The following is a 25529-nucleotide window of genomic DNA, read 5'->3' as shown; positions in this document are numbered from 1 at the left end:
GTGGTTCGGGTCAGGCGCCGTAACGGCCGGGGGAGATCAGGCCGTCCGGGTCGAGAGCGGTCTTGAGCCGGTGGAGCATGCCGAGGCCGGCGGTGCTGGTCTCGGACCAGACGTCGGCGGCGGCGTGGTCGATGTCGGAGCGGTATATGGCGCAGCCGTTGCCGCGCAGCAGGTTGCCCGCTTCGTTGCGGAGCTGGTGGGCGCGGTGGGCGGCGTCGGGGTCGGCGCCGTCGAAGAAGATCTGGATGACGGCGTTGGCCATGTGCGGGCTGACCAGGTTCCACTCCACCATCAGGCCGGTGCCGTAGGTGTCGACCGCGGACTGGAGGGCGTCCATGATGCGCTCGGTCCTGGCGGCGTGCAGCGGCATCAGCGGCAGCAGCACGAGGAAGCCCATGCGGCCGGCGTCGATCTGCTCGCACGACGTGACGCCGAGCGCGTTGCGCACGCCCTGGCAGGTCGGGATGCCCTGGGCGGTGAGCGCCCTGGTGTAGAGCGGGTCGTCGGGGCCGACCGCGGCGGCGTCGAGCACGCGCAGCGTCTCGCCGCCCTCGACCTCGATGAGCGCCTTGCGCAGCATCTCCTCGGCCAGCTCGACGGCGGCGTCGGTGCCGAGCAGCGGCCCGAGGACGGTGAACTTGCCGGTGTCCACGCCCGCCGGCAGCAGCCAGCCGTTGTCGCGGGCGGGCGCGAGGGCGAGCTCGCGGATCCGCATGAGCCCGTCGGCGGGGTTGCCGCGGCGCAGGAACCCGGCCATCGCGCCGATCGCGGCGCCGATCTGGTCGCGCCGGATGCGCGCGTGCACGAGCCCGATCGTCTCCGGACGCGGCACCAGCGCGACGGCCATGGCGGTGACGACGCCCAGGTTGTGCTGGACGAACGCGGCCGTCAGGTCGGGCCCGGCCACCCGGCCGTGGTAGACGCCGGTGGGGTCGAGCCCGCCGGTGGTGATCACGCTGCCGTCGGCCAGCACGACCTCCAGGCCGGCCATGTCGTGGACCCGGGAGCGGAAGCAGCCGTCGCCGCGTTCGAGGGCGTTGCCGATGACGGAGGTGTCGGCGCAGGAGGCCGTCACGTTGAGCATCCAGGGGGTGTCCCGCAGCGCCTCGGCGAGCTGGGCCTGGGTCACACCGGGCTCGATGACGGCGTGGCCGGTCTCCAGGTCGAGGCCGCGGATGCGGTTCATCTGGCTGAGGTCGACGACGACGTTGTCCTCGGTGACCGGCAGCGCGGAGCCCATGCCCCAGTTCCTGCCGGTGCTGACCGGGTAGAGGCGGCTCTTGCTCACCATGGCCCGGCGGACGAGGGCGCGTACCTCGTCCAGGGTGTGCGGGGTCTCGGTGCCCGCCAGCGAACGCGGTCGGTGGGCGCCCACGTCACGCGGCCGCAGTTCCACTCGCGATAGTCCCTGCATGGCTCTCCTCGGGGGATGCGATATCACGTCAGGCGGTGTGCTGGAGGAGGTCGTCGATGGAGCCGATGGCCTGGGTGGACATCTCCCTGATCTCACGCAGCCGCTGCTCGGTGAACGCCTCGAAGGGCGCCGGCGGGACGGCCGTGGGGGCGGGGAAGTCGAGTGAGCCGCGCGGCGCGGCCTGCACGGGCACCTCGTGCGGGCCGTAGGGGTGGCGGCGGGCGCGGGTGCGTTCGGTGTCGGATGACTCGTGCCGGACGAGCGCGGGCAGATGCGGTGGGGTTCGCATGACGGGAGCTCTCCTACAGGGTTCGTACGGGTTGTGCGTGCTGCCGCCCGCCGTGGAGCGGCACCTGGGTCGTCACGTGCCCTCCTGGTGGCCGGAGCGGGGGATGACGGCCGTGGGGGTCGCCCTCGGCACGCCGTGGTTGATGACGCTCGCGGCGATCCGGCGCTCGGTCAGCCCCATGTGCGGACGGGGCACGCCGGCCGGCCGTACGGTGGCCGTGCCGCGGATGATCGAGCTGGCGTGCACCCACCGGCGGGTCTCGGCCAGCACCTCGCGCTGTGCCCTGGGCAGGTCGCCGTGGGCTGAGTAGTGCTCGCAGACGGCCCACGCGAGGGCGCGGGCCATGATCAGGTGTTCTTCGCAGGCCGTGGCCACCTTCGACTCCAGCCCGACCACCTGGGCCAGGAGGAGTTGCAGGTGGGCCAGGCCCGAGCTGCGGTCGAACCCGTCGAGCTCGGCCAGCCGGGCCGGCCAGCGCAGCCGCCGCTCGACGGCGGCGCGGGTGGCGGCGGCGACCTCGGCCGCGGTGCGGCCCCGCGGGTCCTCGCCCTCCAGTTGCACGGCCCGCTGCGCGGTGTGCTCGAAGTCGCCCAGCCGCTTCAGGCCGCTCTGCAGCAGCCGGATGCGGTTGTGCAGGCAGGCGGCGCTCCAGCCGAGCACCAGCAGCCGGTCGCTGTCGGCCTCGCAGTGCCAGCCGACGAGGCTGACCTCGCGGGCCATGCGGTGATGCAGCACCCATGACTCGCGCGGGTCGACGTGGACGGGGGCGTCGATCCACACCTGCAGGCCGCCGGGCGGCAGCTCGCCGACGCCGACCTCGACCCCTTCGGGGGCCACCCTGGCGCAGATGCGCTGGACGACCTTCTGCTGCGCCGCCGTCTCCGGCGCCACCGGCGCCGGGTCCGCCTCCCAGACCGGCGGCACGCGCTCGGGGGCGACTCGCGCCCTGGGCTCGATGCTCATCTGAGGCCACCTCCAGACCCGAGGGTCCCTGCTACGTAAATTGCCACTTAATCCTGCAGCTCCGATCCTCGGCTCACGCCCCGTCGCTGTCAACTGACACTTAACGAATACCTATGGGAACCGCTGTTGGCAACCCTGGGACGCAGGTGAACGAAGGGACGCGAGCAAATGAACAGGGGCTGAAGGGGGCAGAGATAAGGCAGAGCCCTCGCCCGTCGCGAGGCGGCCGCGCACGAGCGGCGACGACAGAGAGGAGTGCCCGGTGGCGATGCCCAGAGCCGCGCTGGCGGCGGTGTTCCTGGCCGCCGGCCTGCCCGCGGTCCACGGGGTGGCGCACGCCCCGGAGACGTTCTGCCGCCTGCCGGAGTTCACCGGCAAGTCGGTTCCGGAGGGGCCTTACCTGACCGACACTGATGTCTCACCGCGCTGGATTTATCCGTATCCGACGCCGGCCGAGCGCGAGCCGTCGTCGGAGCAGCGGCTCGACTTCGCCGGGTTCCCGAGCGTGGCGGCCCTCGACACGGTGGGCCGGGGCGGCGCGCCGGTGCGCAAGCTCCTCGTCACCTACGCCACGAACGTGGACAAGGTCGTCACCCTCTCCAGCGAGTCGGCGACCTCCGAGGACGGCGGCGTCACGTTCGGCGCGAGCAACCGGACCCCGCTGCGGGAGGCGCCGATCGAGCTGCGTGACGGCACGCTGCTCGCCCTGGAGTACTACCTGCGGCGCTCCGGGCCGGGCACCGCCAAGCTCGGCGTGCTCTCCTCCCGCTCCCCCGACAGCGAGAGCTGGGTGCGCTGGGAGGCGACGGTCTCCTCGCCGGACGCCGAGGCCGCCGGCGGCGCCGCGCACGGCCTGCCGATCCAGCTCGCCGACGGCACGATCCTGTTCACGGCCTACATCCGCCAGGGCGAGTCCGAGACCTACCAGCCGGAGGTGTTCGCCAGCGACGACGGCGGCCGCACGTTCGCCCGGCGCGGCGTGATCGCCCCTCCCCAGGCGCCCTTCGTCTACAACGAGACCGCCCTCGCCCAGACGCTCGACGGCTCCCTGCTGGCGGTGCTGCGCAGGGACGGCGAGCCCCCCTCCACGCTGCACCAGAGCCGCTCGTCCGACGGCGGCCGCACCTGGTCGCCGGTCCGGCCGCTGCGCATCGACGGCCAGGACTGCCTGGTGCGCGGCGTGGCGCCGCGGCTGCTGCTCATGCCCGACGGCGTGCTCGTGCTCAGCGCCGGGCGTCCGCACAACTGGCTGGCGGTCGCCCCCGACGGGATCGGCGAGGAGTGGCGGCAGCAGACGGTGACGTACCGCAACAGCGACGGCGTGCGGGACGTGCACGGCTCCTCCGGCTACACCGCCGTGGCCGCGATCGGCCCGCACCGGCTGATCCAGGTGTTCGACAACTGCAAGCTCCCCGGCGTGAGCCCCGACGGGCTGCTCAACGAGTCGGCCTGCCCGGCTCACGGCAAGTTCGAGAACGGCGGCTGGTACGCCATCAAGCGCCGCCTGTTCACCGTCACCGCCCCCGGCCCCGACCTGATCGACCTGGCGGGCCTGTACCACCGGGGCTCGCTCACGGTGGACACCGACATGCGCTGGACCGCCGCCGGCCGGCGGCGCACCGGCCCGGTGGGCGCCTTCGACGGCAGCACCGACTACTGGTCCAGCGCCGTCGCCGCCGGCCCCGGCCGGTACGTCCTGCACCTCGACCGCCCGTACGCGATCAACCGCGTCGGCATCAGCCTGCGCCCCGGGCACGCGGCCGGCGCCCGCGTGTACGTCTCCGCCGACGGCCGCACCTGGGGCGAGCCCGTCGTCACCATCGAGGACCGGACCGACTACGCCATGCGCTACCACACGGTGGCCCGCACCGGCGCGCACGTCATGATCGTCACCGAGCCGACCGACGACTGCGACGCCGAGATCGGCGACTCCTGCAGCATGCTGAACGAACTCGAACTCTACGGACGGTGACACCGGGCGGGAATTTCGCATTATCAGGCGGGCCGAAAAAGCGCCGCCCCCGGGAAATGTGACGCCGGATCCCGCGAAAGGGACCGGCCGTTTATCGTGGCCGGAATTTCCCTGTCGGACGGCTCGGTTACTGTGACTTGCGTTCCTCTCTGCCCGCCTTCCGGCCCGCCACGGTGACGAATGGTGACGCACGGCCGGACCGATGCTCCGGAGAGCCGAGACATTGCCGCCCTACTCCCCCGGCGCCGGGGCGCCGCCGTGCGCCTGATCCCCTCCCGTCCCTTCGACAGCGCCGCCGTGTGCGGCGTGGCGGGCACCGTCATACTGCTGTGCGCCGCCGAGGCGGCCGGCCGCCTCGGGCTGGTCTCCCAGCTGGAGCTGCCGCTCGTCTCGGCGGTGCTGGTCACCGCCGCCGGGCTCGCCGCCGACCCCGCCTTCCTGGCCGACGTGCTGGCCACGTGCGGCGCGTGGGCGCTCGGCCTGCTGACCGCCGTGGCGGTTGCCGTGCCCGCCGGGCTGCTGCTGGGCAGCGTGCCGCCGGTCGAGCGGGCCCTGCGTCCCGTGCTGGAGTTCCTGCGGCCCATCCCCTCGGTGGCGCTCATCCCCCTGGCCGCGTTCGTCTTCACCGGCCGGCTGGAGACGGAGGTCGCGATGATCGTGTACGCCGCCACCTGGCCCGTCCTGCTCAACACCATGTACGGCCTGCGCGAGGTCGACCCGCTGGCCAAGGAGACGATGCGGGCCTTCGGGTTCGGCCCGCCGGCCGTGCTGTGGCGGGTCAGCCTGCCGAGCGCGGCCCCGTTCGTGGCGACCGGCGTACGGGTGGCCGCGGCCATCGCCCTGATCCTGGCCGTCAGCACCGAGCTGCTGGCCGGGACGAGCGGCATCGGGCACTTCATCATCGTGGCCGAGAGCAGCCCGGACGGGCTGCGGCTGACCATCGCCGCCACCCTGTGGGCCGGCGCGCTCGGCCTGCTCACCAACACGCTGCTCGCCCACGCCTCCCGGCGGCTGCTGCGCTGGCACACGGCCCTGACGGGAGCGGCCCGGTGATCAGGTCCCTGGCACGGCTGTGGGCCGTCCCGGTCGTCGTGGCCCTCTGGGAGCTGGCCACCAGGGCGGCGGGCAACCCCTACTTCCCGCCGCCGTCCACGATCGCGCTGCGCCTGGGCGACCTGTGGATCAGCCGGGCGGCCCTGGACGACCTCTCCCGCAGCCTGGGCCGGCTGCTGACCGGGTGGGTGGTGGCCGGCGTCGCGGGTGTGGCGGCCGGGGTCGCCATGGGCCGTTCGCCGTTGCTGGCCAGGTTCGCGGACCCGGCCGTGCAGTTCTGCCGGGCGCTGCCGCCGCCGGCGCTGCTGCCGGTGTTCCTGGCGCTGTTCTCGACCGGCACGCTCATGCAGGTCGCGACCATCGCGTGCGGCATCGTCTGGCCGGTGCTGATCAACGCCGCCGACGGCGCCCGCAACGTCGACCGGCTGCACCTGGACACCGCGCGGGTCTTCAGGCTGTCGGCCGGTCAGCGCCTGCTGCGGGTCGTGCTGCCGTCGGCGGCCCCGAAGATCCTGGCCGGGTTGCGGCTCAGCCTGTCGCTCGCGCTGATCCTCATGGTCATCGCCGAGTTCTTCGCCACCGACGGCGTCGGTTTCCGATTGCGCGCGGCGCAGCGTTCCTTCGACCTGCCGGGCATGTGGGCCGCCGTCACCGTGCTCGGCCTTCTCGGATATCTGCTGAATCAGGTGTTCCTGATGGTCGAACGCCGGATGGTGGCGAATTATGGCGCGTCCGAATAAAGCCGCCCGGGAATGAAGGTGATTACTCGGCGGCTGTTCCTCTCGCGTTTCCCCGGCACGCTTTCGTTCACGAACCCACTCCTTGGAGCGTTCATGCGTCTGTTACTCGCGGCGGTCGCCCTCGCCCTCGCCATGACCGGGTGCGGCGGGGCGGACCCCCGGCCGTCGTCCGGCGGGCCGGAGAAACCCGTGCTCAACCTCGGCATGCTGGCCCTTCCCGAGGTCGCCCCCATACAGATCGCCATCGACAAGGGCTACTTCGCGGCGGAGGGCCTGACCGTCAAGCCCGTCGTGATCCAGGGCGGGGCCGCCGCGATGCCCGACCTGATCAGCGGCAAGCTGGACGTCCTGCACAGCAACTACGTCTCGGCGATGCTGGCCGCCTCGCGCGGCGTGGGCCGGTTGAAGGTCGTCGGCGAGGCGTACGTGGCCAAGCCCGGCAACTTCGTCCTCATGACGAGCAAGGACTCGCCCGTCACGGAACTGGCCGACCTCAAGGGCAGGAAGGTGGGCGTCAACACCCTCGGCAACGTCGCCACCCTGGCCGTGAGCGCGCTGCTCAAGCCCGCCGGCGTGACACCCGCCGACATCACCTTCGTCGAACGGCCGTTCCCGCAGATGGCCGGCGCCCTGGCCAACGGGGACGTGGACGCGGCCGTCCTGCCCGAGCCGTTCTGGCAGACCGCGGCCGCCACGAACGGCGCCCGCTCCCTGTCGGACCTGTTCACCGGGGCGACCGCCGACTTCCCGATGGCGGGCTACCTGACCACCGAGGGCTTCGCGGCCGACAATCCGCGCACGGTGGCCGCCTTCCAGCGCGGCCTGCGCAAGGCGGTGGACCTGGCGATCGCCGACCCGGCCCAGGCCAAGGCCGCGCTGCTGAAGTACACCAAGATCGACAAGGCCACGGCCGACCGGATGGCGCTGGGCGGCTACTCCACCGCCGTCGACAAGGCCCGGTTGCAGCGCGTGGCCGACCTCATGCTCCAGTTCAAGGGCAGCGGCTACCTGGAGGCGCCGTTCGACGTCTCCGCCCTGCTCCTGCCCGGAGGCTCCTCATGACGGGGTTCGCGGCGCGGCCTCCGAGGCGGGTGGTCATCGCCGGAGCGGGCATCGCCGGGCTCACCGCGGCCCTGTCCCTGCACGCCGCGGGCATCACCGACGTGACCGTGCGCGAGGCGGTCAAGGACGTCCGCCCGCTCGGCGTGGGCATCAACCTGCTGCCGCACGCCGTGCGCGAGCTCGTCGAACTGGGCCTGGGCGAGCGCCTGGCCCGCATCGGCGTCGAGACGTCCGACCTGACCTTCGTCACCCGGCGCGGGCAGCGCATCTGGTCCGAGCCGCGCGGCCGGGCCGCGGGCCACGCCTGGCCGCAGTACTCGATCCACCGCGGCCGATTACAGCTCATGCTCCTGGACGCCGTACGCGAGCGCCTGGGCCCGGACGCCGTGCTGACCGGCTCCCCCGTCACCGGGCTCGACCACGACGGCGACCTGCTCGTCGGCGCCGACGGCATCCGCTCCGCCGTCAGGGCCGCGCTGTTCCCCGGCGAGGGCGACCCGCTCTGGGGCGGTCACGTGCTGTGGCGCGGCACGTCCCGCGCCCGGCCGTTCCTGACCGGCCGATCCATGATCATGGCGGGGGACGGTACGCAGAAGATCGTCATCTATCCGATCGCGCCGCCGGACCCCGACGGCACCCAGCTCATCAACTGGGCCATCCAGCACCGGGCCCCCGAGACCACGCCCCGGGGCGACTGGAACCGCGAGGTCGAGATCGCCAAGTTCCTCCACCACGTGGCGGACGTGCGCTCCGACGCCCTCGACATCCCCGCCCTCATCGCCTCGGCCGACCAGGCGTACGAGTACCCGCTCGTGGACCGGGACCCGCTGCCGCGCTGGTCGTCGGGGACGGTGACGCTGATGGGCGACGCCGCGCACCCGATGTACCCGACCGGGTCCAACGGCGGCACGCAGGCCGTCATCGACGCCCGCGTGCTGGCCTACGCCCTGGCCACCGGTCAGGGGCTGGAGTTCTACGAGAGCCGGCGGCGGCCGGTCACGAACCAGATCGTGCTGGCCAACCGGGAGGACGGGCCCGAGGTCGTCCTGAAGCTGGTGCACGAACGCGCCCCGGACGGGTTCGCCGACATCGAGGAGGTCGTCCCCCGGGACACGCTGGAGAAGATCTCGCTGCACTACCAGCAGCTCGCGGGCTTCGAGCCCGCCGTCCTGAACGCCCGCCCGAGCTGGTCGGTCCCCCCGGACACCGGCCGGGGCTGAGCGGGGCCGGCGGCGGGCGCGTGGTGGGCATGTGGTGGACCTGGTGGGCGTGGTGAGGCGGGGGCGCGTGGGCGCCCCCGCGCGGGACCCGGAAGGGCCTCCTACCGCTTCGGCGGGAGGTCGTCCCCGCGGTTGCGGGTGTGCTCGCGCGCGTTGCCGTCCTCGTCGACCTCCAGGCGTTCCCTCCTGACCTGGCCCTCGACGGTCTCCTCGTGCTGGACGGTCTCCTTGTGCACGCGGATGTGCTCGACCGGCCTGGTCTCCTTGCCGATCACCGGCCGCTCCTCGTGCAGGGTGATCTGCTGCTCGTCCTCGCCGATCTCGTACGTGCCGGGCTGGCCGTCCCTGATGGGCTCGCGCTCGATCACGACCTCCTCGTGCGAGAGCGGCACCCTTTCCTGGACGTTCTCCGTCTCGACGTACTTGCGCAGCCGGACGTGCCCGGTCTCGCGGCTCTCCTTGCCGACGCGCAGCCGTTCCTCGGACGTGGTCATGTCGATGTCGCGGTCGCCCACGTCCCGGCCGCGCAGCTTGCCCGGCTGTCCGGTCGGGACCGCCTGGCCCGTCTGTCCGGTCATGCCGGTGCGCCGGCCGCGCTCCTCGGCCGTCCGCGACTCCCCCATGGGCCGCTGGGCCTGCCGCTCCCCCGCGGCGGGCGAGCGCTGGGACGGGATGGTGGACGGTTGCATCCCGTAGTACCGGTAGAGCTCGGCCTCCTCCTCCAGGGAGAGGCGGCCGTCCACGTCGATGTTGGGCGCGCCCTTGATCATCTCCTTGTCGAAGGGGACCCTGATCTCGTCCCCGGCGCGGCGGGCGTTGGCCAGCGGCACGAAGGTCTGCCTCATGCCGAAGAACCCCGTGCGAACCGTGACCCACTCCGGCTCGCCGGTGCGGTCACTGAGGTAGACCTGGCCCACCTTGCCGATCGAATGTCCGTCCGACCCGATCACATGGCACTCGAGCAGGCTTCGGATCTCTGTTTGCATAGCCACGACGATCCCCCCGATTGTTCGTCCTGGTTCAAACAGGACAAATACCCCAGAATGTCGCATATGCACACATGGGTCGGCCAGTCTTTGCCATAAACGGTCTAGGGCGGAGGCACGCCGCGGCCCTGCCGGGAGCCCTCGTAGGCGGCCCGCCGCAGCCGGGCCGTCCATCCGGCCGGACGCAGGCAGGGATGGCTGTTGAGCACCGGGTCGAACGTCAGGTCCTCGCTGGGCAGCGCGGTGTGCAGGCGCAGGCGGGCGAGGTAGCGGCCACCGGCCCACAGATGGAACAGCAGCGGGCCGCGGGCCAGCGCGCCGGGCAGCAGCGCGGGGTCGGCGGGCACGCGCTCACCCTCGGGGCGGGCGACCAGCCGGTACCGTCCGGTTCCGTACACGTAGGGCGTCAGGGTGGAGTACGGCCCCGACGTGAAGGTGCGGCGCGGCACCGGCAGGCCGCCCACGCCGGTGGACAGCAGCAGATCGACCCCGTTGGGCAGCCGCACGGCCAGCCCCAGCACGTCGGGCAGCCGTCCCGGCAGGGACAGCCCCTTGGACAGCCGGGCCCGCACCTCGTGCTCGCCCGGCTCACCCAGCGGCGCCGCCTCGACCGTCAGCGTGCCCGCCAGGAGCAGGCCGCGCCGGTGCAGCGCCCGGCCGTGCCGGAGCCCGGCCACCTCGCGCGCGGCGGCGCGGGCCAGGGAGGCGACCGCGTCCGGCACGCCCGCACCTTCAGGCGGCGCGGGCGTCTCCGCCGGTCCTGCGCCTTCGGGCATCGCGGGCACCTCCACCGGTCCCGCGCCTTCAGGCATCCCGGGCGTCTCCGTCAGTCCTGCGCCTTCTTCAGCGCCTTCAGGTGCTCCTCCAGCGTCGGGGTCGCGGACTCGGCCAGGGCCACCACCGCCGGCGAGGAGCCCTTGGAGATCTCCTCCTTGGTGGCCTCGATCGCCGTCTTGTGGGCCTTGAGCATGCTCGCGACGAACTCCTTGTCGAACTCCTTGCCCTTGGCGTCCTGCAGGCGCTTGGCCATGGCGGCCTGCTCGGACGTCAGTCCGGTGGGAAGCTGGATGGCGAGCTGGCTCGCGGTCTGGGTCACCTTCTTGTCGAACTGGGTGTGGTCGTCGACCAGCATCCGGCCGATCGACTTGACCTGGTCGGTGGCACCCTTCTTCTCGGCCAGGCGGCCCGCCTCGATCTCGGCCAGGTTGCCCCGGTGGATGGTCGCCATCCAGGTCCTGTCCTGCTCGGACGGCTGAGCGTCGGTCCGCGGCGCCAGCCCCGCGGTGTTGGTGGTGGCGCTTTCGCCGCACCCCGACAGGGCGACGACGGCCGCGGCGGCCAGCAGCATGGTCAGACGAGTACGCATAAGTTTTCCTATGACATGGTGATACATCTCCGTCACAGAGCGTAACCATGCGGTCGCGACTTCCCCCTCAGGCGCGCCGCGCCATATGCCGGTCAGGCGGCGAGGGGGGCGCTGTCGCGCTCCTCCGCCGGGAGCCGTCATCATGTGACGGACGCGACAAGAGTGCGAGGAGAAGAATGACGCCACCGGCCCGTTCACCGGAGCAGCGCAAGCAGGACACGCTCGACCGGCTCGAACACGACGTCGACGCCTGGGTGGCCACGGCGGGCGACGGCGGCCCGTACATGACGCCGCTGTCGTTCCTGTGGGACGGGCACACGCTGCTGCTGTCCACCGCGGACGCCACGCCCACCGGCCGGAACCTGCTGGCCGGCGGCACCGTCCGGCTCGGCCTGGGCCTGACCAGGGACGTCGTCCTGATCGAAGGCACGGTGACCGCCCAACCGGCCGGCACGATCCCGGACGACATCGGCGACGCGTTCGCGGTCAAGACCGGGTTCGACCCGCGTGAGTCGCGCGGCCCGTACACCTACTTCCGGGTGACGCCGGTGCTGGTGCAGGCGTGGCGCGAGGTCAACGAGCTGGCGGGCCGCGACCTCATGCTCGACGGCAAGTGGACCGTCTGACCGGAACCCACATCACGACGACGAGCCCGGCCCCCGAAGGTAAAGAAAACACCAAGGAGGGTTGGGTCCCGGCATCGGGGGAATGGCAGGCAACTCTCTGTACGTCGACCGTGAGGAGGAGCCGTAGTGCTCACCCTGACAGCCAACGCAGCCCAGGCGATTCGCGACCTGACCGCGTCCGCGCCGGAACCCGCGCAGGGCGGGATCCGCATCTCGTCGCAGGGCGACGGCGCGAATTCGCTCACCCTTTCCCTGGCCACGGCCCCGGAGCCGGCGGACGAGGTCGTCGAGACCGAGGGCGCCCGGGTCTACCTCGACCCCGTGGCCGCCACCGTGCTGGACGACAAGGCCCTGGACGCCGGGGCCGACGCGCAAGGGAGCGTGTCGTTCATGGTGACGCCGCAGGCGGTGTGACGGGAGCCGCCGTACCGGCGATCACGCCGGTACGGCGGCCACCCACCGGGTCAGCCGGCCAGGAGCTTGTGCAGGTAGCGGACCTGCTCCTCGGTCTGGTAGCCGGACCCGCCCTCGTGCCCGTTCCAGGGCCAGACGTTGATCTCCTTCGGTCCCTGCCAGTGGTTGTAGGCGGCGAAGACCGTGGAGGGCGGGCAGACGGCGTCCATGAGCGCGACCGAGTACAGCGCGGGCACCCGGCCGCGCGCGGCGAAGTTGAGGCCGTCGAAGTACGACAGCGTGCGGAACACCTGGTCGGCGCCGTCCCTGCGGGAGGCGAGGAAGCGCACCAGCTCCTGGTACGGATACTCGTCGGTGATCTCGACCGCCCGCCGGAAGTGCGTCAGGAACGGCACGTCCACCAGCGCCGCCCGCACCGACGGGCGCAGCGCGGCCGTGGCCTGCGCGATCGCGCCGCCCTGGCTGCCGCCCGAGACCACGATGCGGCTCTCGTCCACCGCCGGGTGGGCCGCGGCCACGTCGACCGCCCTGGCCGCGTCGGTGAACACGCGGCGGTAGTAGTAGTCCTCGGGGTCGAGGATGCCGCGCGTCATCATGCCGGGCGCCTGCACGTTGGCGCTGCCGTGCGGGTCGCCGGTCACGCCGGGGCTGCCCGGGCTCGCGCCGCCGTGCCCCCGGGTCTCCATCACGAACACCGCGTATCCGGCCGTGGGCCACAGCAGGTGGTCCTTCGGGAAGCCGCGCCCGCCGCTGTAGCCGATGTAGTGCATCACGCACGGCACCGGCTCCTGAACGCCGCGCGGCAGGATGAACCAGCCACCGATGCGGTGGCCGCCCCAACCGGCGAACGACACGTCGTAGACGTCGACGCCGCTCAGCGGCAGGTCGTAGGGCACGAACTCGGCGGCCGGGTCGAACCTGCCTGCCTCGGCCAGCGTACGGGACCAGAAGTCGTCGAAGTCGGCGGGCTCGTCGCGGTCGGGGAGGTAGCCGCGCAGCTGCTCGATCGGCAGGTCGAACAAGGACATGAGGGGAACTCCAGCCTGTAGGGAACCCTGATATTTCACCTCATCGGTGCAGGTAAGCGCTATCCTCCGCGGGCCGGAAGCTGAAAGCGCGCGAGCGGGGTAGTGGCGAGCGCGTGAGCGAATACGTGATCGAGGTTCCCTCCTCCCATCTCTATCCCGGCCTGGTGCTGGAGGCCCCCGCGCACGCCGAGGACTTCCTCGTGCTGTTCGCCGACGACTCCGAGTCGCGGGCCCAGCTCCTCGGCGACGCCTCGGGCCGTCCGGTGCTGCGGGTCGGCGGCTACATGACCACGAACGGCACCGTCATCGACGAGCGGGTGTGGACCGTGCGCGAGACCCTGCGCACCGGCGACCGCCTGCGCATCCGCCTCGGGCGCTCGCTCCCCTCCCCGGTCGGGGGCTAGCGTCCCCCTGTGAGGTCTTTCACCGGGATCGTGGCGGGCGCCGCGGTGCTCGTGCTGTCGCCCGTGGCCGGGCTCGCCGCGCTGGCCGGGACGGCGATGGTCGGCGCGCGGCCCGGGGTGTTCACGGGGACCGGCCTCGCCGTGTTCGCCTCGCTGTTCTTCCTCGGGCTGCTGCTGTGCGTGCCCCGGCCGGGCCCGGCGTGGGGACGGTGGTTACGGGCGGCGCTGATCCTGGCCGTGGAGGCGGCGGTGGTCTGGCAGGTCGCGGGCGCGACGCTGACGCCGCCGCCGGTGCCGGTCGCGGCCGGGCCGCCGGTGGCCGGGCAGCGCGAGTGGCGGCTGGCGACGGGGTCGCGGCTGGCGTACGTGCGGGTCGCGCCGAAGCGGGTCACCCGGCCCGAGCCGGTGGTGTTCCTGTCCGGCGGGGCCGGCGTGGCGGACGTGGCCACCGATCCTGCGTTCTACCGGCGCCTGGCCACCGACGGGTACGAGGTCTACGTCTACGACCAGGTGGGCACGGGACGGTCGGCGCGGTTGCCGGACCCGGCCGCGTACGGGCTGGGACGGGACGTGGCGGACCTGGAGCAGGTGCGGCAGGCGATCGGCGCCCGCCGGCTGAACCTGGTCGCGCGCGGCGGCGGTGCCCGGCTGGCGGCGGCCTACCTGTCCGCCCATCCGGACGGGGTCGCCAGGGCGGTGCTCGCCTCCCCCGCCGGGCTCGACCAGGTCCGTTCCGCGTCGCTGCTGGACGACGGGCCGCCCGGCCCCCGGCTGCTGGCGGTGTACACGCTGCTGCGGGTCGAACCGGCGGCGGCGCACGCGTTCGCCGGCGACGCCGAACTCGACGCCCGCACGGTCGCGACCGCGGGGTCCGGCGACGACACCGCGGCCCCCTGCCCACCACCACCGCCGCTCCCCGCGAGCCCGAGGACCGCGAGTCTCCCGGCCGCAGCGGACGGTTCGGGGGGATATGCGAGCCTGGTGGAGCGGCCGTCGCCGCCGGGGCTGCGGGAGGGGCTGGCCCGGGTGACGGCGCCCGTCCTGGTGGTCAAGGGGCCGTGCGACGGGGAGAGCTGGTCGGCGGCCACCGACGTCCGCCGGGCGATCCCCGGTTCCGGGTTCGCCTACGCCGAAGGGCGGGCGGCCTACCTGGGGACGGTGCGGGCGTTCCTGGCGGACCGGGCGGTGCCCCCGTACGAGGCGGCCGCGCCGCCGCCCGGATACCTCGGCCCTTGGTGATTCGGCCCGCTCACCGGCGGGCGCGGGCGCAGGAGCCCGCCGTCGCCGCCGCCACCTTCCAGTCCGGCCCCGGGAACGGCGACATGAAGTGGGTCAGCAGGTCCACCGCGTAGTCCGGGGTCTGCCCGCCGGGGTCGAGGAAGGACACCATCTGCGGGCCGTCGGCGCCGCGCAGGGTGACCGAACCGCCCCTGCCGGCGGCGGCGAAGCCGGGTTTGGCGTCCACCGTGAGGCAGGCCAGCCCGATCCCGGCGGCGGCGATCTCCTGGCGGGCGCCGATGCGGCGCATGCGCTGGTCGTAGCGGCGCAGGGCGAGCGAGGTGGCCCGGGTGAGCCGGAGCGAGCCGGTGAAGACATCCTCGCCGATCTTCCTGCTCAGCCTGACCCGGAGGGAGACGTCGGGCCGCAGGTCCACGCCCTTGGCGGCCAGGTCGAGGCGGTCGTAGGCGCCTTCGAAGCCGGGCGCGAGGAACCCGGCCGCCGCCGGAGCCTTGAGCCCGAACGGGATGCGTCCCGGCCGCACCCGCAGCCAGGACATCCGCCGGACCGTCATCGACACCTCCCGAACCGCGCTCGCGCCCAGCGCGAAGTCCCCGCCGACCTCGTAGGTGAGGAAACCCGTGGTGTACGGGACCTCCTTGGACACGGCGATCCGCTGCCGGGCGACCGGGCCCGCGCGCAGCCCGGCGGCCACCGCGATCCGGCCCGTGGGCCCGGGTTTGGAGGCCAGGTCGAGCGACTGGTCGGGGTTGAGCCTGATCGTGGTGTCGGCGGCCAGGTCCTCGACCGTGAGCGAGACGGCGCCGAGCCGCCCGGAGGGGTCGACCAGGCCGCCGTCCACGCCCAGGTGGCCGTCCAGGGTGCTCGCGCCGCCCCGGTAGGTGATCGCCGGGACGCTCAGCCCGGCGGACGAGGCGTCGGCGTCCAGGCCGAGCACCGCCGGCACGTCGGTCAGCCGCAGCGCGCCGGTGCCCCGGCCGGGCAGGGTGACCTCCGCGGTCAGGCGCTCGACCGGCGCGGAGTTCCGTACGCGCACCCGGGTCCTGGCCCCGTACGCGGCCCGCACGTCCACGGCGGCGGGAACCGGGTCGAGGGCGACGTGGCCGCGCAGCCCGCCCGCCTCGGCCCGTACGTCGAGCGCGCCCAGGGTGGCGGACGGCTCGACGCGGTAGGCGACGTGCCCGGCGTCGAACGGCCCCAGCGACAACCGGGTGATCCTCGACGGCAGCCGGGTCAGCGTGGCCCGTGCCTTGACCGGGACCGGCGCGAGCACGCTGCTGGCCAGGTAGAGGGCGAGGGTGCGGCGCCTGGGCGCGAACCCGGCGAAGGCGAACGTGCCGCCCGCCGGGTCGATCGTCACCTGGCTGGGCAGGCCGGTGACGTCGAGGTAGCCCTGGAGGCCGTAGCAGCCGCGCCCCGCCGTGCAGAACGGGCCCTGTGCGCAGCCCTCGGTTCCGGCCGGGCAGCCGCCGTCCACCAGCGAGAGGCCGTCCCGCACGGCGGGGGCGGGCCGCATGCGGGCCAGCGCGGCGGTCCTGCCGAGCCAGGCGCGGGCGGTCACGCCGAGCCGGGAGCCGGAGTAGCTGAGCCTGCCCTCGGGCGTGGCGGCGACGGTCAGGTCGCCCGGCACCGGTCCCACCCTGCCGAGGACGCCGAAGCGCGTCTCGCCCAGGACGATGTCGGCGTCCACGGCGAGCCGCTGCCGCGCGGCGCGGAACCCGGCACGGAAGCCCTGCCCGGACGGGCCGATCTCGACTCTCCGCAGGCCCTTGACCAGCACGCTCGCGTCCAGGTCGCCGGTGGCGCGGTCGTAGTGGGCGGCCAGGTGCGGGCCGTCGGGGGACGTGGCGCCGTCGTGGTTGGCCACGGCCAGGGCCGCCGATCCCACCGGGCCGGACAGCCCGCGGAAGCGGTAGCCGCCGTCCTTCCAGGCGGCCTCGAAGCGGGCCGGCACGCCGGTCACGTCGGCGGCGGCCCGCAGCACCCGGCCGCCCGTCCTGATCCTGGCCAGCGCCGACACTTTCGCCACGGGGGCGCTCGCGGTCCAGGCGAGGGTGCCGGTCGAGGTGTCGGCGACCAGCTCGGCCCGTTTCCGCACCCCTTGCACCGCCACCCGCACGTCGTCCCCGCCCGCGGCGCGGCCGGCGTTCCCGAGGGTGGTGACGTACGACCTGGCCGCGTACAGGCTGAGGTCGCGGAGGCGGCCGGACGTGGTGACCTCGACCGACGAGCGCGCGCCCAGCGTCCACGCGGTCCGTACGTCCTCGCGCACGCCGCGGACCGTGCCGTCGATCGTCGGCCCGTTCCGTACGTCGGCATAGGCGGCCCTGGCCCGGTCGATCACGCCGCTGGCCCGGTAGACGGCCCGTCCGGCGGCGGGGTCGAGGGAGAGGTCGACCTCGGCGGGCGTGTTGGAGATCTCCAGTCGTGCCAGGCGCGTCCCGTCGACGCCGGCCGCGCCCACGAAGGACCGGCGGCTCGCCCTGGCCTTCAGGTGCGCGTGCGGCGCCGCGCCGTACGAGACGTCGAACGCCGACAACCCGGACAACAGCGCCGAGATCCCGACCGCGTCGCCGTTCTTGATCATGGTGACGTGGCCGCCGGAGGGGCTGGAGACCGCGCCGCCGCCACGTTGCAGGATCGCGGCGAAGCGGCCGATCGGCGAGCTGGCCGTCTGGGTGACGCGCCGCGCGGCCGGGTCGTTCTCCATGCGGACCCGGGCGGGCAGCCCGCTCAGCTCGGCCCGCAACACGGTCCTGGACGCGGCCCGGTCGTAGTAGAGCACCTCGGCCGAGCCCGTCCGCGCGGGCCGGGACGACTCGACGGTCAGCGTCTGCCCGCCGCCGGTCGAGGCGTAGGCGGCGGTGAAGGAGCGGGGCACCTCGCGCAGCCCGGCGCTCACCACGGTGGCCAGGCGGCCGTCGCGGTAGAGGTGGCTGTGCAGCTCGGCGCGGGCGATCGGGGCGGGGGCGGTGAAGCGGATCCGTCCGCCGGACAGGCGCACCCGGGCGCGGGTGGGCATGCGGTCCAGCACGGCCTGCGTGTAGCGGGTCCGGGAGACGGCGATCGCGTCGAGCCTGGCGGGCCGGGAGGCGGTGACGTCCAGCTCGACGGCCCCGGGCTTGGAGGTGGCCTCCGACGCGGGTGAGCCGAGTGCGGCCTCGACGGTGAGTCGTTCGGTGGCGGGGGTCTGGCGCAGGCTCACGGTGGTGCGCCCGGTCAGCCCCGCCAGGGTGACGGCGGACGCTCCCGGGTCCTGCCTGGTGACGCTCGCCCTGACCGTCCCGCCTTCCTGGTCGACGGTGAACGTCCCGCGGTCGAGCACCGAGAGCGACGCGCCGGCGCGCAGGCCGTCGAACCCGACGGTCACCCTGTCGTCGTACTCGGCCCAGACCAGCGCCTTCACCTTCTGCCCGGACAGGCTCCTGACGGCGAACCCGAGCCCGACGTCCCCCTTTCCGGGGTTCGCGGCGGGCACCAGGTCGGCCGCCAGGTCGGGGAGGCCGTCGCCGGTGACGTCCGCGGCGACCGGTACGGCGACGGGCCTGCGCGCCGAGCACGCCACCGTCCGCGCCACCCCCATCACACACAACCGGTACGTCAGCGCCTGCCCCTTCACCATCCGCCCGCCCTGGGCCAGGGGGGTGTTCAGGCGCAGGGCGTCCAGAGCCTTGGTCACGGCGGAAGGCGGGCGCAGGAGGGTCAGCGGCGCGGCACCGGTCGTGTCGGGGAGCAGGGCGGCGGGGTCGGGGGCCTGCCGCCCGAGCCCCTGCCGTTCCTGCCGCCGCGCGGCCAGCGCGGCGATCCCGTCGGCGAGGGACGTTCCGGCGGGCGTGGTGATCTCCGGTCGTTCCGGCCCCACCGGCCCCTCCCCCATCGGCCGGACGGCGGGCGACGGCCCGGAACGAACGGCCACCACGGCCGGCGGCGGCTCCTTCACCGCGGGCACCACCATCTGACCAGGCGCTGAAGCCCGAACGGCGGCCGTCGTCGCGGCATGGCTGGAGACGGCGAGCGGCCCACCCGCCAGCGCGGTGGCTGCGATGGACGTCGAAGCGAGCACGCGCAGGAGGGCGTGCGGCATGAAGCGTTCCCCCGGACCCGTCTAACTCATCCCATCAGAAACAATGGTCACGAGATGACCATATTTCCTCACTAATCGTCAAACTCGCCCCGACATGGAACTCCAGTTTCTGCCCCCTCGCCGGGCCACTACGCCGCCCGGCGGACCCCCGTCCGGCTCACCGCCGTGACCACCGTGGCCGCCACGGCGAGCACCAGCAGGACGGTCACCGCCAGCCGGTAACCGTCCTGCAGCACGTCGGCCACGCCGGACAGCCGGGACGGGTCGGCGGCGTAGACCAGGTGCCGCTCGGCGGCCGGCACGGACGCGGCGACGATGGCCAGCGACATGGCGGTGCTGATCACGGTCGAGACGTTGACCAGCATGAGCCGGACGCCGTTGACCACGCCGAGCCGGTTCTGCGGCGCGTCCATCATGATCGCGGTGGTGTTGGCCGTGATGAACAGCCCGCTGCCCGCGCCCACCAGCCCGAGCGCCGTCCCGAGCCAGGCGTACGGCACGGACGGGTCCAGCGCGGCCAGCATGACCGCCATGCCCGCCGCGCTCAGCGCCGATCCGGCCACGGCCACCGTACGCGGGTGGAAGCGTCCGGTCAGCGCCCCGGCGACCAGCGAGGTCAGGGCCGAGGCGGCCGAGACGGGCAGCACGGCGAGCCCCGCCTGGGCGGGCTCGAACTGCCGGGTGGACTGCAGGAACAGCGAGATCACCAGCACGATCGAGAACTGCCCGAGCGAGTTGAGCACGGCCGCCAGGTTGGCCAGCGCGAAGCCGCGGTCGCCGAACAGCCGCAGGTCGAGCAGCGGCGTGCGGCTGCGCCACTCGACCAGCGCGAACACCGGCGCCGCCGCCGCGAACGCCACCCCGCCCGCCACCACCCACGGGCTCAGCCAGCCCAGCGAGCTGCCCTGCGACAGGGCCAGCAGCAGCCCGCTCAGCCAGGTGAACAGCAGGACGATCCCCGGCAGGTCCAGCCGCTCGCGCGGCCCCCTCGGCACCGGCCGGAGGGTGACGGCGCCCCAGACGATGGCCGCGACGCCGACGGGCACGTTGAACCAGAAGACCCACCGCCAGCCCGCCGCACCCGCCAGGAACCCGCCGAACGACGGCCCGACCAGCCCCGCCACGGAGATGATGGCCATGTAGACGGCCATGCCGCGGCCCAGCCGGGCAGGCGGGAAGGCGCCGGCCAGGATGGCCGAGCTGTTGGCGAGGATCATGGCCGAGCCGCACGCCTGGGCGACGCGGGCGGCCAGCAGCAGCTCGATCGAGGGCGAGAACCCGGCCGCCAGGCTCGCCGCGGTGAACACCATGAACCCCAGCAGGTACGTGCCGCGCCTGCCGAACAGGTCGGCCACCCGTCCGAACACCACCAGCCCGACCGAGCTGACCAGCATGTAGGCCAGCAGCACCCAGCTCGCCAGGAAGGCGTCGGCGCGGAAGTGCGCGACGACGGCGGGCAGGGCGACGTTGAGCGAGCTGGAGTTGAGCCCGGTCAGGAACATGCCGAGGCTGGTGACCGAGACGGCTCGCCAGGCGTACCGCAGCCGGGCGGCCTCGTCCTCCTCCGCCGCCGCCCCCACGACCGGCTCCGACACGACGGCCTTGGACGGGCACTCAGTCACACCGGACCGCCTGAAGGTTCATGCGCCACTCTTTCTAGAATCTTCCTCTAGGAAAGAGGGCGGCCCGTCGATTGTCAAGATCCCGTCCGCGCACAGGCATACCGGTGCCCCCGGTCAGGCGCGGCCTGGGGCGCTCAGTTCAGGGCGCGCAGGGCCTGCTCCAGGGTGTCGCCGGTGCCGACGGCCACTTCGCCGCCGTCGCGGTCACGGGCCACGGCGATCACGCCGGACCCGGTCGGATGGCAGCTCAGGGTGACCGTGCAGCCCTCGCGCAGCAGCGCGTCGGCGCCGCCCGCCCCCGGCCGCGCGACCTGCACGCCCACCCGGGGACTGAGCAGGCGGGTGGCCGCGATCAGCGCGGCGACCGGCGTCCGGTGCCGGGCCAGCAGCACGGGACTGTCGTCGTACGGCTCGGCGACCTGCCGGACGAGGTCGCCGAGCTTGGCCTTGCCCGTGGACAACGACACCACCGGCAACCCGGCCAGCACCCCCGAAACCTTGGACAGCGGCACCAGGGCGGCCCACTCCCAGCGCTCCCGGGTGATCAGCGTGACCTGCCCCTCGCCCGCCGCGCTCACCAGCGCCCCCCATCGGGACCGCGCCTCCTCGACCCCGATCGGGACGCCCAGTCTTTCCTCCAGCTCGCTGTAACTGATCATGAGAATATCGTAAGGCGCCTTACGACCGCCCGCGTCTCCCCCCGACCTGCCCGGTCGCCGTCGCGGGTCAGCCCCTCCGGCTGAGGCGCACTCTCCGGACGAGCTCCTCGGCGGCCTCCGGCCACTCGGGGTGCTCGAAGGCGAAACCCGCCTCCAGGAGCCGGCCCGGGACGACCCGGCGGCTCTTGAACAGCAGCTCGGTGTCGGACCGCAGCGCGTACGCGCCCAACTCGGCCATCCACCGCGCCGCGGGCAGGCCCACCGGCACGCCCCAGGCGGACCTCAACGCCCGCATGAACGCGGCCTGCGGCAGCGGCCCAGGGGCGGCCAGGTTGACCGGTCCGCTCAGGTCGTCCCGCCCGGCCAGGAACTCGACCGCGCGGACGAGATCGCGGTCGTGGATCCAGGACACGTACTGGGCGCCGCCCGCGACCGGCCCGCCGAGGCCGAGCCGGGTCAGGCGCAGCAGCACGTCGAGGACGCCGCCACGATCGGGGCTCATCACCATGGCGGTGCGCAGGCCGACCTTGCGCGTGTACGGGGTCTCGGCCCGTTCCTGCTCCCGCTCCCACGCCTTGGCGATCTCGACGCTGTAACCCCAGTAGCCCGGCACGCCGGGCTCGTCGCCGCCGATCAGGCCGGTCGCCTCGTCGTTGGGCGCGTCGAAGCGGTGGGCGTAGACGGTGGCGGTGCTCATCTGCAGCCAGACCCGGGGCGGGCGCCCGGCGGCGGCGATCGCCCGGCCGACGGCCCGGGTGGAGCGCACCCGCGAACCCATCATGGCCCGCAGGTTGGCCGGGGTGTAGCGGCAGTTCACGCTCCGCCCGGCCAGGTTGATCACGAGGTCGCTGTCGTCGATCTCCCGCGTCCACGCGCCCGGGGTCTCGCCGTCCCAGGCGACCTCGCCCGGACGGGTCGGCCGCCGGGTCAGGATCACGACGTCGTGTCCGGCCGCGGTCAGCGCCCGGCGGAGGATCTCGCCGACCTGCCCGGCGCCTCCGGGAATCACCGTCTTCACCCGGTCGACACTACTCCGGGCTTTTGAACGCGTTCAGCGAGGGGTCCCGCGCGGTTGGGACGCGCTCGGCCGGCGTGTGCCCGGCCTCGGGTGGATCACTTCAGGGCGTGCATGTCCTCGTCGGTCAGGGCGAGGTCGGCGGCGTCCAGGTTCTCCTCCAGGTGGGCGGGCGAGCCGGTGCCCGGCGTGGGCAGGACGACCGGGGAGCGGTGCAGCAGCCAGGCCAGCGCCACCTGCCCGGACGTCGTGCCGTGCCGGGCGGCCACCCGTTCGATCGCCGTGCCCGCCCCGGTGGCGAGGGAGCCGTTGCCGAGGGGGAACCAGGGCAGGAACGCGATGCCCAGCTCCTCGCACCGCGCCAGCACCGGCTCCGACTCCCGGTCCAGCACGTTGAAGCGGTTCTGCACGGACGCCGGCCGCAGGATCGTCAGCGCCTCGTCGAGCTGGTCGAGGGTGACGGTGTCGAGCCCGATGTGCCGGATCTTGCCCTCTTCGCGCAGCTCGGCGAGCGTGCCGAGCTGATCGGCGAGCGGCACCGCGGGGTCGATGCGGTGGAGCTGGTAGAGGTCGATCGTCTCGGTGCGCAGGCGGCGCAGGCTCGCCTCGCACATGGCGCGCAGGTCCTCGGGACGTCCGGCGGGATGCCACGTGTCCGGCCCCGTACGGACCACGCCGCCCTTGGTGGCCAGCACCAGCTCGCCGGGGTACGGATGAAGGGCCCGCGCGATCAGCTCCTCGGCGACGCCGGGGCCGTAGTTGTCGGCGGTGTCCAGGAGCGTGACGCCGCGCTCGACGGCCCGGCGCAGCAGCGCGACCGCCTCAGCGGACGGCAGACGCGGGCCCCAGTAGCCGGGGCCGGTGAGCTGGGCGGTGCCGTAGCCGAGGCGGCGTACCCGCAGCTCACCGGCGATCTCGAACGTCGTGCCCACCACTGTGCCCGCCCCTCTCCTGACGAAGGGGCCCATCGTACGGCCGCCGCCACCGCTGTGTTCCGCGCACCCCTCCGACACCCGCTCAGAGCATCGCCACCACCGCGTAGCGTTCGTCGGTGATCTCCTTGCCCCACAGGGCCGGGTCGGGAAGGGGATGCACCTGAAGGTCGCCGACCAGGGGTCGGAGGGCGGCGGTCAGGTTGACGGCGGTGACGCCGCCCATCCAGGGCAGGCGCTCGCCCGGCACGTAGCCGGACTGCTCGCCGGAGCTCTGCCAGCGGCCCTCCACCAGCACCAGCCGGCCGCCGGGGCGCAGCAGCGACACCCAGCGGGTCAGCGCCGCCTCCGGGTCGGGGATGGTCCACAGCAGGTGACGGGCCAGCACGACGTCGAAGCGGCTGTCGCCGACGGGCGGGTCGGCCGCGTCGCCGGTCAGCACCACGGCGTCGGTGGCGGCCAGCTTGGCGCGGGCCCGCCCGACCATGCGCGGGGCGAGGTCGACGGCGGTCAGGCGGTGGCCCTGGGCGGCCAGGAGCAGCGACAACGAGCCCGTGCCGCAGCCGAGGTCGAGCACGTCGAGCGGCCCTGCGGGCACCCACTCGGCCAGCCGCGCCGCCCAGGCGGCCCTGGTCGCGGGGTCGCGGAGCCCGTGGTCGGCTTCGTCGTCGAAGGAGTCGGCGGCGGCGTCCCAGAAACCGGCGATGGTCGTCATGGCCCGCATCCTGACAGGCGGCACCGACAGTTCCGCGACGTGCGGGCGGACGGGATCGGCGGAACCTGGTGTACTGGTCTGACCAGTCGCTAGTGTTCTCCAGCATGACGGGATATGACGCGCTGTTCCGCCTCGACGGGCGGCGGGCCGTGGTGATCGGGGCCGGGAGCGGGATCGGCAGGGAGGCGGCGTCCGCCCTGGCCGCGCATGGGGCCTCCGTGGTGTGCGCGGACCGGGACCTGGCCGCCGCCCAGGAGACCGCCGCCGGGTGCGACGGCCGGGCGCGCCTGCTCGACGTGCTGGACGCCGACGCCGTACGGGCGGCCGCCGCCGAGGAGCCGGCCGACGTGCTGGTGTTCACCGCGGCGACGAACGTGCGCAAGCGGCTGCTCGACTACACCGGCGAGGAGTTCGACCGGGTGGTGGGGCTGAACCTGCGGGCCTCGTTCGACGTGGTGCGGGCGTTCGGCGCCGGGATGGTGGAGCGGGGGCGCGGGTCGATCATCGGGTTCGCCTCGATCCGGGCGTCGGTGACCGAGCCGGGGCAGGGCGTCTACTCGGCCACGAAGGCGGGGCTGGTGCAGTTGCTGCGGACGGCGGCGGCCGAGTTCGGCCCCCACGGCGTGCGCGTCAACGCCATCGCGCCCGGCGTCGTGGAGACCCCGCTGACCAGGCAGATCAAGGACAACCCCGACTGGTACGCCGCGTACGCCGCCAAGAGCGCCCTCGGCCGGTGGGCCACCGCGCCCGAGATGGCGGGCGCGGTGGTCTACCTGGCGAGCGACGCGGCGAGCTTCGTGACGGGCTCGGTGTTGTACGTGGACGGCGGCTGGACCGCCGTGGACGGCCGTTTCGATCCTCCGAATTGAGGTGAATACTCCCGACCGAAGGGGGCAGCAGGCACGGGTCCCATTGAAGGGAGGGACTCATGAGAACAGCACGGAGCCACTTAGCACCCGCGGGAATCGCGGCCGTGCTGGCGTTGACCGTGTCCGCCACTACCCCCACCGCGGCCCAGTCCGCGACCGGGCCCACGGCGGCCCAGGCCGCCGGCGCCGTCCGGCCGGTGGCCGCGCCAGGCGCCGCGACCGCCCTGTCCGTCCAGGCGTTCCACGCCTCGGCCCAGGACCGGGCGTACCTGCGGCAGGCGCACCGCGGCAACCTCGCCGAGATCGCGGCCGGCCAGGCCGCGCTCCGCAGGTCGCACGACAGGGACGTGCGCGAGATCGCCTGGCGGCTGATCCGTGACCACCGCAAGCTCGACGCCCGGCTGCGCGAGGTCGCCCGGCGGCTGCGCGTCGGCCTGCCGGACGCGCCGAACGCCGCCCAGCGCGACAGCCTGGACGCGGTGCTCGCCCGCCGTTCCGGTCACCGGTTCGACCGGGCGTGGCTGCGTCTCCAGACCGAGGCGCACGAGCAGACGCTCACGCTGATCAGGCGCGAGCTGCGGCACGGTCACTCCGGCTGGGTGCGGGACCTGGCGCGCGACGGCGCCCCCGTGGTCCGGCACCACCTGGACGAGGTCCGTACGGAACTCGACCACCACACCCGCTGACCGGCGCGCGACGTCACGTCCGATGAGCGGCGCGCGACGTCACGTCCGATGAGCGGCGCGCGACGTCACGTCCGATGAGCGGCGCGCGACGTCACGTCCGATGAGCGGCGTGCGACGTCAGGTCCGTCGAGCGGCGTGACTCATCGCGTCCGTTGGGCGGCGTGAAGCGGC

Annotated in this window: 24 protein-coding genes; 11 read left to right on the top strand and 13 right to left on the bottom strand. The window is 73.7% G+C overall.

Annotation, left to right across the window (positions count from 1 at the left end):
• Window positions 1-10: 10 nt before the first annotated feature.
• The 3 genes from ACIA8R_RS28290 to ACIA8R_RS28280 form a co-directional block, all read right to left on the bottom strand.
• Complete coding sequence (locus ACIA8R_RS28290) at window positions 11-1414, bottom strand: FAD-binding oxidoreductase (RefSeq protein ID WP_397041269.1); 1404 nt, start codon at window positions 1412-1414, stop codon at window positions 11-13.
• 28 nt (window positions 1415-1442) lie between these two features.
• Window positions 1443-1703 (bottom strand): hypothetical protein, encoded by a 261-nt coding sequence (locus tag ACIA8R_RS28285; RefSeq protein ID WP_357706531.1) that lies wholly within the window; start codon window positions 1701-1703, stop codon window positions 1443-1445.
• Window positions 1704-1775: 72 nt separating this feature from the next.
• Window positions 1776-2666 (bottom strand): hypothetical protein, encoded by an 891-nt coding sequence (locus ACIA8R_RS28280; protein WP_357706533.1) that lies wholly within the window; start codon window positions 2664-2666, stop codon window positions 1776-1778.
• 268 nt (window positions 2667-2934) lie between these two features.
• On the opposite strand from ACIA8R_RS28280, the gene ACIA8R_RS28275 reads away from it, so the two are divergent.
• From ACIA8R_RS28275 to ACIA8R_RS28255, 5 genes are all read left to right on the top strand, one after another.
• Window positions 2935-4638 carry an exo-alpha-sialidase gene (locus ACIA8R_RS28275; RefSeq protein WP_364088781.1) on the top strand — a complete coding sequence of 568 codons (1704 nt, stop codon included), beginning with the start codon at window positions 2935-2937 and terminating at the stop codon, window positions 4636-4638.
• Window positions 4639-4896: 258 nt separating this feature from the next.
• Complete coding sequence (locus ACIA8R_RS28270) at window positions 4897-5691, top strand: ABC transporter permease (RefSeq protein ID WP_397041266.1); 795 nt, start codon at window positions 4897-4899, stop codon at window positions 5689-5691.
• Complete coding sequence (locus ACIA8R_RS28265; RefSeq protein WP_397041265.1) at window positions 5688-6431, top strand: ABC transporter permease; 744 nt, start codon at window positions 5688-5690, stop codon at window positions 6429-6431. The genes ACIA8R_RS28270 and ACIA8R_RS28265 overlap by 4 nt, the downstream gene beginning before the upstream one ends.
• A 93-nt stretch (window positions 6432-6524) precedes the next feature.
• Window positions 6525-7493 carry an ABC transporter substrate-binding protein gene (locus ACIA8R_RS28260; protein ID WP_364088085.1) on the top strand — a complete coding sequence of 323 codons (969 nt, stop codon included), beginning with the start codon at window positions 6525-6527 and terminating at the stop codon, window positions 7491-7493.
• Window positions 7490-8713 carry a flavin-dependent oxidoreductase gene (locus ACIA8R_RS28255; RefSeq protein ID WP_397041262.1) on the top strand — a complete coding sequence of 408 codons (1224 nt, stop codon included), beginning with the start codon at window positions 7490-7492 and terminating at the stop codon, window positions 8711-8713. Before ACIA8R_RS28260 ends, ACIA8R_RS28255 begins: the two co-directional genes overlap by 4 nt.
• A gap of 101 nt (window positions 8714-8814) precedes the next feature.
• Here ACIA8R_RS28255 and ACIA8R_RS28250 read toward each other — a convergent pair whose 3' ends face one another.
• The 3 genes from ACIA8R_RS28250 to ACIA8R_RS28240 form a co-directional block, all read right to left on the bottom strand.
• Window positions 8815-9699, bottom strand: a complete 885-nt coding sequence (locus tag ACIA8R_RS28250; protein ID WP_397041261.1) for a DUF2382 domain-containing protein — start codon at window positions 9697-9699, stop codon at window positions 8815-8817.
• 104 nt (window positions 9700-9803) lie between these two features.
• Window positions 9804-10475: a hypothetical protein gene (locus ACIA8R_RS28245; protein ID WP_397041259.1), complete on the bottom strand. Its 672-nt coding sequence runs from the start codon at window positions 10473-10475 to the stop codon at window positions 9804-9806.
• A gap of 50 nt (window positions 10476-10525) precedes the next feature.
• A complete protein-coding gene (locus tag ACIA8R_RS28240) occupies window positions 10526-11065 on the bottom strand; it encodes a DUF4142 domain-containing protein (protein WP_364088077.1) in 540 nt (179 codons plus the stop codon).
• A 176-nt stretch (window positions 11066-11241) separates the two neighbouring features.
• Here ACIA8R_RS28240 and ACIA8R_RS28235 point away from each other — a divergent pair, with 176 nt between their 5' ends.
• Together ACIA8R_RS28235 and ACIA8R_RS28230 are read left to right on the top strand one after the other, a co-directional pair.
• Window positions 11242-11691, top strand: coding sequence for a pyridoxamine 5'-phosphate oxidase family protein (locus tag ACIA8R_RS28235; RefSeq protein ID WP_364088075.1), 450 nt, complete (start codon window positions 11242-11244; stop codon window positions 11689-11691).
• A gap of 126 nt (window positions 11692-11817) precedes the next feature.
• Window positions 11818-12105 carry a Fe-S cluster assembly protein HesB gene (locus ACIA8R_RS28230; protein ID WP_357706551.1) on the top strand — a complete coding sequence of 96 codons (288 nt, stop codon included), beginning with the start codon at window positions 11818-11820 and terminating at the stop codon, window positions 12103-12105.
• A 50-nt stretch (window positions 12106-12155) separates the two neighbouring features.
• Here the strand turns inward: ACIA8R_RS28230 and ACIA8R_RS28225 are convergent, their stop codons facing one another.
• A complete protein-coding gene (locus ACIA8R_RS28225; RefSeq protein WP_397041256.1) occupies window positions 12156-13133 on the bottom strand; it encodes an acetylxylan esterase in 978 nt (325 codons plus the stop codon).
• A 113-nt stretch (window positions 13134-13246) separates the two neighbouring features.
• Here ACIA8R_RS28225 and ACIA8R_RS28220 point away from each other — a divergent pair, with 113 nt between their 5' ends.
• Window positions 13247-13537 carry a hypothetical protein gene (locus ACIA8R_RS28220; RefSeq protein WP_364103280.1) on the top strand — a complete coding sequence of 97 codons (291 nt, stop codon included), beginning with the start codon at window positions 13247-13249 and terminating at the stop codon, window positions 13535-13537.
• 9 nt (window positions 13538-13546) lie between these two features.
• Window positions 13547-14776 carry an alpha/beta fold hydrolase gene (locus ACIA8R_RS28215; protein WP_397041254.1) on the top strand — a complete coding sequence of 410 codons (1230 nt, stop codon included), beginning with the start codon at window positions 13547-13549 and terminating at the stop codon, window positions 14774-14776.
• Window positions 14777-14786: 10 nt separating this feature from the next.
• Here ACIA8R_RS28215 and ACIA8R_RS28210 read toward each other — a convergent pair whose 3' ends face one another.
• The 6 genes from ACIA8R_RS28210 to ACIA8R_RS28185 all read right to left on the bottom strand — a co-directional run bounded on the left by ACIA8R_RS28210 (window position 14787) and on the right by ACIA8R_RS28185 (window position 23803).
• A complete protein-coding gene (locus ACIA8R_RS28210) occupies window positions 14787-18860 on the bottom strand; it encodes a hypothetical protein (RefSeq protein WP_397041252.1) in 4074 nt (1357 codons plus the stop codon).
• Window positions 18861-18988: 128 nt separating this feature from the next.
• A complete protein-coding gene (locus ACIA8R_RS28205; protein ID WP_397041250.1) occupies window positions 18989-20482 on the bottom strand; it encodes a DHA2 family efflux MFS transporter permease subunit in 1494 nt (497 codons plus the stop codon).
• A 134-nt stretch (window positions 20483-20616) separates the two neighbouring features.
• Window positions 20617-21141: a hypothetical protein gene (locus ACIA8R_RS28200; RefSeq protein WP_397041248.1), complete on the bottom strand. Its 525-nt coding sequence runs from the start codon at window positions 21139-21141 to the stop codon at window positions 20617-20619.
• A gap of 67 nt (window positions 21142-21208) precedes the next feature.
• Complete coding sequence (locus ACIA8R_RS28195; RefSeq protein WP_397041246.1) at window positions 21209-22159, bottom strand: DUF1731 domain-containing protein; 951 nt, start codon at window positions 22157-22159, stop codon at window positions 21209-21211.
• Window positions 22160-22254: 95 nt separating this feature from the next.
• On the bottom strand, window positions 22255-23124 hold the full coding sequence (locus tag ACIA8R_RS28190) for an aldo/keto reductase (protein ID WP_397041244.1): 870 nt from the start codon (window positions 23122-23124) through the stop codon (window positions 22255-22257).
• 49 nt (window positions 23125-23173) lie between these two features.
• Window positions 23174-23803 (bottom strand): class I SAM-dependent methyltransferase, encoded by a 630-nt coding sequence (locus ACIA8R_RS28185; RefSeq protein WP_357706570.1) that lies wholly within the window; start codon window positions 23801-23803, stop codon window positions 23174-23176.
• 104 nt (window positions 23804-23907) lie between these two features.
• Here ACIA8R_RS28185 and ACIA8R_RS28180 point away from each other — a divergent pair, with 104 nt between their 5' ends.
• Both ACIA8R_RS28180 and ACIA8R_RS28175 read left to right on the top strand, forming a co-directional pair.
• On the top strand, window positions 23908-24672 hold the full coding sequence (locus ACIA8R_RS28180; protein WP_357706571.1) for an SDR family oxidoreductase: 765 nt from the start codon (window positions 23908-23910) through the stop codon (window positions 24670-24672).
• Window positions 24673-24731: 59 nt separating this feature from the next.
• Window positions 24732-25358 (top strand): DUF4142 domain-containing protein, encoded by a 627-nt coding sequence (locus tag ACIA8R_RS28175; RefSeq protein WP_397041242.1) that lies wholly within the window; start codon window positions 24732-24734, stop codon window positions 25356-25358.
• Window positions 25359-25529: the final 171 nt, after the last annotated feature.

It is taken from the genome of Nonomuraea sp. NPDC051191 (genome assembly GCF_044455665.1).
GTDB lineage: Bacteria > Actinomycetota > Actinomycetes > Streptosporangiales > Streptosporangiaceae > Nonomuraea.
This window is presented reverse-complemented; position numbering and strand designations above follow the sequence as displayed.

Excerpts from the sequence above, each read along its gene's own strand:
- ACIA8R_RS28240 (WP_364088077.1), bottom strand. The coding sequence starts at position 11,065 with ATGCGTACTCGTCTGACCATGCTGCTGGCCGCCGCGGCCGTCGTCGCC.
- ACIA8R_RS28285 (WP_357706531.1), bottom strand. The coding sequence starts at position 1,703 with ATGCGAACCCCACCGCATCTGCCCGCGCTCGTCCGGCACGAGTCATCC.
- ACIA8R_RS28180 (WP_357706571.1), top strand. The coding sequence starts at position 23,908 with ATGACGGGATATGACGCGCTGTTCCGCCTCGACGGGCGGCGGGCCGTG.
- ACIA8R_RS28225 (WP_397041256.1), bottom strand. The coding sequence starts at position 13,133 with ATGTCCTTGTTCGACCTGCCGATCGAGCAGCTGCGCGGCTACCTCCCC.
- ACIA8R_RS28185 (WP_357706570.1), bottom strand. The coding sequence starts at position 23,803 with ATGACGACCATCGCCGGTTTCTGGGACGCCGCCGCCGACTCCTTCGAC.
- ACIA8R_RS28210 (WP_397041252.1), bottom strand. The coding sequence starts at position 18,860 with ATGCCGCACGCCCTCCTGCGCGTGCTCGCTTCGACGTCCATCGCAGCC.
- ACIA8R_RS28280 (WP_357706533.1), bottom strand. The coding sequence starts at position 2,666 with ATGAGCATCGAGCCCAGGGCGCGAGTCGCCCCCGAGCGCGTGCCGCCG.
- ACIA8R_RS28175 (WP_397041242.1), top strand. The coding sequence starts at position 24,732 with ATGAGAACAGCACGGAGCCACTTAGCACCCGCGGGAATCGCGGCCGTG.
- ACIA8R_RS28255 (WP_397041262.1), top strand. The coding sequence starts at position 7,490 with ATGACGGGGTTCGCGGCGCGGCCTCCGAGGCGGGTGGTCATCGCCGGA.
- ACIA8R_RS28190 (WP_397041244.1), bottom strand. The coding sequence starts at position 23,124 with ATGGGCCCCTTCGTCAGGAGAGGGGCGGGCACAGTGGTGGGCACGACG.
- ACIA8R_RS28245 (WP_397041259.1), bottom strand. The coding sequence starts at position 10,475 with ATGCCCGAAGGCGCAGGACCGGCGGAGACGCCCGCGCCGCCTGAAGGT.
- ACIA8R_RS28200 (WP_397041248.1), bottom strand. The coding sequence starts at position 21,141 with ATGATCAGTTACAGCGAGCTGGAGGAAAGACTGGGCGTCCCGATCGGG.
- ACIA8R_RS28275 (WP_364088781.1), top strand. The coding sequence starts at position 2,935 with ATGCCCAGAGCCGCGCTGGCGGCGGTGTTCCTGGCCGCCGGCCTGCCC.
- ACIA8R_RS28260 (WP_364088085.1), top strand. The coding sequence starts at position 6,525 with ATGCGTCTGTTACTCGCGGCGGTCGCCCTCGCCCTCGCCATGACCGGG.
- ACIA8R_RS28235 (WP_364088075.1), top strand. The coding sequence starts at position 11,242 with ATGACGCCACCGGCCCGTTCACCGGAGCAGCGCAAGCAGGACACGCTC.
- ACIA8R_RS28250 (WP_397041261.1), bottom strand. The coding sequence starts at position 9,699 with ATGCAAACAGAGATCCGAAGCCTGCTCGAGTGCCATGTGATCGGGTCG.
- ACIA8R_RS28290 (WP_397041269.1), bottom strand. The coding sequence starts at position 1,414 with ATGCAGGGACTATCGCGAGTGGAACTGCGGCCGCGTGACGTGGGCGCC.